5 protein-coding genes, 1 tRNA gene and 1 pseudogene are annotated in these 7,562 nt (G+C 61.7%); 3 read left to right on the top strand and 4 right to left on the bottom strand.

The window, feature by feature from the left end; genetic code table 11:
• The 3 genes from QTL96_RS26905 to QTL96_RS26895 form a co-directional block, all read left to right on the top strand.
• Positions 1–875, top strand: an 875-nt coding sequence (locus QTL96_RS26905) for a hypothetical protein (protein ID WP_289729847.1), incomplete at its 5' end; no start/stop codon positions are given.
• A 244-nt stretch (positions 876–1,119) separates the two neighbouring features.
• Positions 1,120–1,707: a transglutaminase-like cysteine peptidase gene (locus tag QTL96_RS26900; RefSeq protein ID WP_112946028.1), complete on the top strand. Its 588-nt coding sequence runs from the start codon at positions 1,120–1,122 to the stop codon at positions 1,705–1,707.
• A gap of 220 nt (positions 1,708–1,927) precedes the next feature.
• On the top strand, positions 1,928–2,950 hold the full coding sequence (locus tag QTL96_RS26895) for a porin (protein ID WP_289729846.1): 1,023 nt from the start codon (positions 1,928–1,930) through the stop codon (positions 2,948–2,950).
• Positions 2,951–3,485: 535 nt separating this feature from the next.
• On the opposite strand, the gene QTL96_RS26890 is transcribed toward QTL96_RS26895, so the two are convergent.
• The 4 genes and pseudogenes from QTL96_RS26890 to QTL96_RS26875 all read right to left on the bottom strand — a co-directional run bounded on the left by QTL96_RS26890 (position 3,486) and on the right by QTL96_RS26875 (position 7,368).
• Positions 3,486–3,562 (bottom strand) — tRNA-Met (locus QTL96_RS26890).
• Positions 3,563–3,674: 112 nt separating this feature from the next.
• Positions 3,675–4,874 carry a tRNA 2-thiouridine(34) synthase MnmA gene (mnmA, locus tag QTL96_RS26885; protein WP_289729845.1) on the bottom strand — a complete coding sequence of 400 codons (1,200 nt, stop codon included), beginning with the start codon at positions 4,872–4,874 and terminating at the stop codon, positions 3,675–3,677.
• Between the two features lie 208 nt (positions 4,875–5,082).
• Positions 5,083–5,240, bottom strand: a pseudogene (locus tag QTL96_RS26880) (riboflavin biosynthesis protein RibD); the annotation flags it as partial.
• 43 nt (positions 5,241–5,283) lie between these two features.
• Positions 5,284–7,368 carry a bifunctional diguanylate cyclase/phosphodiesterase gene (locus QTL96_RS26875; protein ID WP_289729844.1) on the bottom strand — a complete coding sequence of 695 codons (2,085 nt, stop codon included), beginning with the start codon at positions 7,366–7,368 and terminating at the stop codon, positions 5,284–5,286.
• Positions 7,369–7,562 lie beyond the last annotated feature (194 nt).

Below are 7,562 nucleotides of genomic sequence, written 5' to 3'. Positions count from 1 at the left end.
CCGTCGCCGCCGCCAAAGCTGCCGCCGTTGCCGCCTTTGCCGCCACTGCCGCCCTTGCCGCCGTTGCCGCCGCGGTTATTGCCGCCGTTGCCGCCGTTGCCTGCCGCACCGCCGTTACCGCCGTCGCCGCCCCACCAGCTGCCGCCAGTGCCGCCGCCGCCGCCGTTGCCGCCGTTGCCGCCCTTGCCGCCGCGGTCGTTGCCGCCGCGACCGCCGTTACCGGCTTTACCGCCGTTACCGCCGTCACCGCCCCACCAGCTGCCGGCGTTGCCGCCGCCGCCGCCGTTACCACCGTTGCCGCCATCGCCGCCTCGGTTGTTTCCGCCGTTTCCGCCGTTTCCGGCATTGCCGCCGTTGCCGCCCTTGCCGCCATGGTAGCTGCCGCCGTTTCCGCCGCCGCCGCCACTGCCGCCATTGCCACCGTTACCACCGTAGTTGTCGCCGCCATTGCCGCCGTTGCCGGCATTGCCGCCGTTACCACCGCCGCCACCGCCACTTCCGTGGCCATGTCCGTGGCCGTTACCATTGCCGGGGTCGTTCCAACCACCGCCATTGTTGTTGCCACCATGATGGCGGCCATGATGACGGCCTTTGCCTTTGCCGCCATCCTCACCGCCAAGATCACTGATTACGGTGACAGGACCGGCGCTTGCGGTATCGGTACCACCGCTGCTACCGCCGCCGTTATTGCTGCCACCATTGTTGGCACTGTTGTTACCGGAACCATTGTTCCCGTTCCGCCCATTTCGATCATGGTTGGAATCGGTGAAGGGGTTTACGTCAAAAATCGACTGCACCGGGAAGCACAGTCGCTCCTCAATCGATCCCGGCTGCACGCTTCTGCAATCAAGATTGAGCGCCTGAGCGCTCCCTAGGCTCGTTCCTGCCAGCAGAAATCCTACACTGACAGAGAGCTTCAATAGTGTTCTGTTCATTTCGCTCACTCCCATCGTTAACGTGGCGTTAACAGGGAATTTTTATATGAGTGAGCGGTAAATTAGGAAGGACAAATAAAAATGAGGAGCGTACTCAATTCGGCTGCAATTGCATTATTTAGTATAAAAGCATCATCTAATAGTAGATAATCGCGGAACCACTGAATAACTCCAGGAGCTTTATATGCGAAGAATTGCGGCCATTCTAGGTTTTGTTTTGAGTATTCCTTTAATTTCTAGTCAGAGTTTTGCAGGGTCCGAAATTCCCGCCAGCCGTTCTATCTCTCCACCTGTCGGCTTCGGCGCGGCCTGTGCCAAATATGGATGGGTCTGCCATGGAAAGGGCGGCGTCGATGTTGGCGACAAGGAAGCGCTGCGGGCACTCCAGGCGGTCAATCGCTATGTAAACGCCAAGGTGAAGCCGACCGAGGATCGGGTCACGAGCGGCCGTTCGGAGAACTGGACGCTGCCCGTCAACAACAAGGGCGACTGCGAGGACTATGCCCTCTTGAAGATGAAAACGCTGCTCGACATCGGCTTTCCAACCAGCAAGCTGGCGCTTTCGGTGGTGCTCGATCGCCGTGGCGAAAACCACCTCGTCCTCATCGCCCGTCTGAAGTCCGGCGACTACGTGCTCGACAATCTCGCCTACAACGTCAAGCCATGGCAGCGCACGGGCTATACCTTCCTCGCCAGCCAGAACTTCAACAGCAAGGCCAATTGGCAGGTGACATTGGCAGGGCCACGCGCCAGCCAGTTCATCAAGGGCTGAAACGGCATTATCGGCGCGATCGATCGCTGAAGGCCGCAAAATGCGGCCTTCGCAACCAACGCTGGAATCTCGCACATAACGGGTACAATTCGATATGTTGCGGGCGAGACACACATCTCGCAATGCAGCATAGACGACCGCACTGCCGCATTTTTGTCATCGAACTGTCACCAACCTTCCGGTAGGCAACTTCCTATCAACAACGATAGGAACGCCCCCTATGACTATCCGTACCATCCTCCTTGGCTCCGCTGCCGCCATGAGCATCATGTCGACCGCGCAGGCCGCCGACGCCATTGTCGCGGCCGAACCCGAAGCCGTTGAATACGTCCGCGTCTGCGACGCCTACGGCACCGGCTACTTCTACATCCCCGGCACCGAGACCTGTCTTTCGGTCGGCGGTTACATCCGCGTCGAAGAACGCTTCGGCCGCAACGTCTCCGGTACGTCCGACTGGAACTCCTGGACCCGTGGCCAGGTCACGCTGAGCTCCAAGAGCGAAACCGAATACGGCACGCTGACCGGCGTCATCACCATGCGTACCAACGCCGAAAACGCCTCCACCCAGACGGCACTTCTGCAGGAAGGCTACATCGACCTCGCCGGCGTTCGCGTCGGCATGCAGTATTCCTGGTGGGATAACGACCGCAGCATGGGCACCGGCGAGACCGATGTGATCTCCAGCAACCAGACGATCCACAACTCGATCCGCTACATGTACGAGACGCCGAACTTCAGCGCCGGCGTTTCGGTCGACGAACTGGAAGATCGCTACCGCACCAAGCCGGGCGAAAGCCCCAATAACATCGGCGTCACCGGCCAGCTCTTCGGCAAGGCCGGCGCCGTCAGCGGCTACCTGCTCGCCGGCTACGACACCGACACCGAGGAAGTTGCGCTTCGCGGCATCCTGTTTGCCGACGTCGGCACGGGCCAGCTCGGTGTTTATGGCCTGTGGGCCAGCGGCGCCAACTACTACTACGAGGAATCCGAGTGGGCGCTCGGCGCGCAATACGCCTGGAAGGCCACCGACAAGCTCTCGATCATCCCCGGCTACCAGTATTTCAGCAAGATCTCGCTGGATTCGAATGGCGAATTCACCGGCGGCGACGCCTGGCGCGCCGGCGTGACCGTCGATTACAAGGTTGCGACCAACCTGCTGACCAAGCTCAGCGTCCAGTATTACGATCCTGACAACGCACCCGAGCAGGTCCAGGGCTTCCTGCGCTTCCAGCGCACTTTCTAAGCAAACGCAAAACGACGTGAGCCGCGCTTCGGCGCGGCTCGCCCTCTTCCTAGTCCCCTCTTGAGGTGCATCAGCCGCCAAGCCGGGCCAGCGAGACAGGCAAGCCGCCTGGAGCGCTTCGTCGCCATCGCCGATCTACGCGCGGCCAGCGTCGCCTAGCGCGATCGCGACCATTCCAAGCACATAAATCAACGACCGCACGGTCTATCCTGCAACACCGAGAATAGTCACCTGCCCCGAAAACGGATCTCAGGCAAGATGGTCGCCGGCTTATCGCGGGCGGCAAAGAAGTTGCATCGACGCCACGCAATAGCCGGCTCAGGACTGAGAAAAGGCGAGGAAGTGTTTTTTTGGTGGCGGAACAATGCGATCCGCCCTATCGTTTCTCTTAGGCAATGGAGGTTGCCGAAGGAGGAAAACATGAACGATAGCGTTTTTGGCTTTCTGGTCGCCGCGGAAATGTCCGCTTTGTTTTGGGCTGGTGTATTCCTGGTGGCCGGCACATTGTCGTAAGACGTTGTTATTGCCGGAAGAATGGTAGCGGGGGGCGGAATTGAACCGCCGACCTCAGGGTTATGAATCCTGCGCTCTCACCAACTGAGCTACCCAGCCAAACCACCTAACGATGCCGTTTGCGATGCGCCCGGCTCGTTGAATGAGCGGCTTATAAGGCGGCCTTCACGGTCATGTCAAGCACATGATCGAGAAAATCACCGGGCTTTTGTCACGCCGCCACGGCACCCGCCAACAGCGCCTTCAGCGACGCTTCCGCCGCCGGCTCGCGCTCGGAGCGCTCGATGAAACCACCACCATAGACGCGAGCATTGTCGCCCGGCGCCGAATAAAGCGCACAGGCCTGACCGGGCGCGACACCCGCCTCGCCCACCGCGAGATCCACGTAGATCCCCGTGTGATCGGCATGCAGCACGGCCGGCGTCGGCATGCGCGTCGAGCGCACCTTGGCGAAGCAGGCAAAGCCCTCGCCAGCAGCCGCCTGCACAAGCTCCTCGTCTCCAAGCCAGTTCACATCCCGCAGATAGACGCGGTGCGTCTCCAGCGCTTCCTTGGGGCCAACGATGACGCGTCGCGAGCGGGCGTCGAGATAGACGACATAGAGCGGCTCGCCGGTGGCAACGCCGATACCGCGCCGCTGGCCGATCGTGTAGTGCAGAATACCCTCATGCTGGCCGAGCACCCGGCCGTCGAGATGCACGATCTCGCCCGCCAGCGCCGCATTCGGCTTCAGCTTGTTGATGATGTCGGTGTACTTGCCCTGCGGCACGAAACAGATGTCCTGGCTGTCTGCCTTTTTGGCGACGACGAGGCCCATCTCTTCGGCGAGCTTGCGGGTTTCCGCCTTCGGCAGCCCGCCGAGCGGGAAGCGCAGATAGTCGATCTGCTCCTGCGTGGTGGCAAACAGGAAGTAGCTCTGGTCGCGATCGGCGTCAGCCGGGCGGTAGAGCGCGCGACGGCCGGGATTGCCGGGCGCCGGATTGGCGCCGGAGCGGATATAATGGCCGGTCGCCAGCGCATCGGCGCCGAGCTCGCGCGCGGTCTCAAGCAGATCGGCGAACTTGACCGTCTGGTTGCACGACACGCAGGGGATCGGCGTCTCGCCGGCGACATAGCTTTCCATGAACGGATTGATGACGGTGTCACGGAAGCGCTTTTCGTAATCCAGCACGTAGTGCGGAATACCGAGCGTCTCGCAGACCCGGCGCGCATCGTCGATATCCTGGCCCGCGCAGCACGAACCGGCGCGATGCACGGCCGCGCCATGATCGTAGAGCTGCAGCGTGATGCCGAGCACATCATAGCCCTGCCGCTTCAAAATGCCGGCCACGACCGAGCTGTCGACGCCGCCAGACATGGCCACGACAACGCGCGTATCTTCCGGCCTCTTGTCAAAATCCAGTGTGTTCACGGGGGTGCTGCCAATTCAAAAGGGTATCTTTATCCGCCCTATCCTACAGAATTTTGGCGGATTTGCATCGCGACCAACGGGATCGACCGCCGGCTCTTGTCTGGGCGTGGATATAGAAAGGATTGGGGGCGCGTGCAAGGGGCGGTGATTTTGGGGTGGACTGCGGCGCTTTCGCGATCCGCCCTTTGGTCTCATGGCCGTTCTGCCGTGTGATACCCCCCTCTGCCCTGCCGGGCATCTCCCCCACAGGTGGGGAGATTGGCTGGGGGCAGCCGCTCGCTCCACGCTCATTGTTTGGCTAGGGGCAAGCCACGAGTCGATCTCCCCCCTTGTGGGGGAGATGTCCGGCAGGACAGAGGGGGGTATCACAAGGCACACCCTCTCCAAACGCGCACCGAACCCACTCCCCTCAAGCCGCCGTCGAAGCCACCACGCCCCCGCCCGCAATCAACCGCTCCGCTTCCGCAAGCGGCATCGGCTTGCCCAGCAGATACCCCTGAACCTCGTGGAACCCCTCCTGCCGCAACCGCAGCAGCTGCGCGTCGGTCTCGATACCCTCGGCGAGCGTCGTCGCGTTGAAGCCGGAGCCGATGCCAACCACGGCGCGCACGATCGCCAGGTTACCGGGATCGGTGTCGATGCCGGCGATGAAGCTGCGGTCGAGCTTGATCTTGTCGAAGGCAAAGGCGCGCAGGTAGCTGAAGGAGGAATAGCCGGTGCCGAAATCGTCGATGGCGATGCGGATGCCGAGCTCCTTTAGCGCCTTCAGGAGCGGCAGGCTCTGGCCGACATCGGCGAGGAAGACTGATTCCGTGATCTCGATCTCCAGCCGCTCCGGCCGCAAGCCGCTCTCGTCGAGCGCCGAGACGACGCTGGCAAGCAGGCTGGTGTGGCGAAACTGGCTGACCGAGAGGTTGACGGCCACCTTGAGCTCCGACGGCCAGCGTGCAGCGGTTCGGCAGGCCTCGCGCAGCACCCATTCGCCGATCGCAACGATCAGCCCGGTCTCTTCGGCGACGGGAATGAACTCCATCGGCGGCACCAGCCCGCGCTCCGGATGGTTCCAGCGGATCAGCGCCTCGAAGCCGCCGAGACCGTCATTTTCCAACTGCACGATCGGCTGGTAATAGAGCTCGAACTGGTTTTTCTGCAGCGCCTCGCGCAGCTCCACCGTCAGCATGTGCCGGCGCTCGGCCTCGAGCCGCATCGAGGGCTCGTAGAAGCGATAGGTCGAGCGGCCGCTTTCCTTGGCGGCGTAGAGGGCGAGGTCGGCATGCCGCATGAGGACATCGTCGTCTTCGGCATGATCGGGCGCCAGCGCGATGCCAATGCTGCAGGTCACGTGCTCGTTGACACCATCGAGATCGAAGGGCGAGGAGAGCGACGTGAGCAACCGCTCGGCGAACCGCTCGATGCAGCCGGCCTCCCGGAAGCCGACCACCAGCGCGAACTCGTCGCCGCCGAGACGCGCCACGAGATCGCCGTCGTCGGCAAGACCGGTCAGCCGCGCCGCCACCTGGCAGAGCAGCGCGTCGCCGGCCGCATGGCCCTTGCTGTCGTTGATATGCTTGAAGTGATCGACATCCAGATAAAGCAGCGCCACCGGCTTTTCGGCGGTGGCAAGCGAGGAAACGCGCTTGATGTGCTCGGCAAAGAAGGCGCGGTTCGGCAGGCCGGTCAGAACGTCGTGCATGGCCATATAGGCAAGCCGCGCCTCGACCGAGCGCTCCTCGGTCACATCCTGCGAGATGCCGAGCAGGTAGCGTGGGGCACTGCCATCGGGCGACGGCAGAGCGCGCTTGACGGTTCTCAAAATGCGCTGCTGACCATCTGAGCGCTGCATCGTCTCTTCGAAGCTGATCGCCGCCGGCGCCGCGAAGGCCCGGGCATCCTGCTCGCGAAACGCTTCGGTCTGTTCGTCGTCGAAGAAGGTGCGATCGCTGCGGCCGACCACGTCGAGAGAATGACGGCCGATGATGTCGCCGCAGGCTTCGTTGAAGAGAATATAAAGACCATCCGCGTCCATATCCTTGACGAACACGCCGACCGGCAGGTTGTCGACGATGCTATCAAGCAGCGAGCGCGTGTCGCTGACCTCGCGATGCGCGGCATTGACCTCGGTCTGGTCCTGCACGATGGCGAGGATCGCATCGCGGCCATTGAAGCGCACGCCGCGGCCGTAGGTCAGCACCTCGAGCATGGTGCCGTCGGCCTTCAAATGCGTCCAGCGCTCGGCACGTTCCATGTCGGAGCGCGCGTGCACGGCAGTGATCATCCGCTGACGCTCATGAACAGGGCGGATGTCGAGCACGGTCATGCCGGCATAGGCTTCACGCGAATAGCCATAGAGATCGACGGCGGCATTGTTGACGATCAGGAAGCGCAACGTGTCGGGGTCGTAGACCCACATTGGCGACGGATGGGTTGCGAACAGAGACTGGAAATCATCATTGGGAGTATCGGTCGAAACGAATGCTCTCTGAATACCTGTCATAGGCAATATCACAATCACATGAATCTGATGGCTGATTCCGACAGTTATAGTGAAAAAAACTAAATAAAATCAGAATCATAGTTCGCACAAACTTTAGGCGAATTGCCTTCGCGCTGTGCGGCGCTAACCGCTTGTTGTGATGTTTCGCGGCTTTTCTTCACACACTGGAAAGGTCTGCACAAAGATCGGCCAGA

This window comes from Rhizobium sp. S163, from assembly GCF_030380805.1.
In the GTDB taxonomy this organism is placed as follows: domain Bacteria; phylum Pseudomonadota; class Alphaproteobacteria; order Rhizobiales; family Rhizobiaceae; genus Rhizobium.
This window is presented reverse-complemented; position numbering and strand designations above follow the sequence as displayed.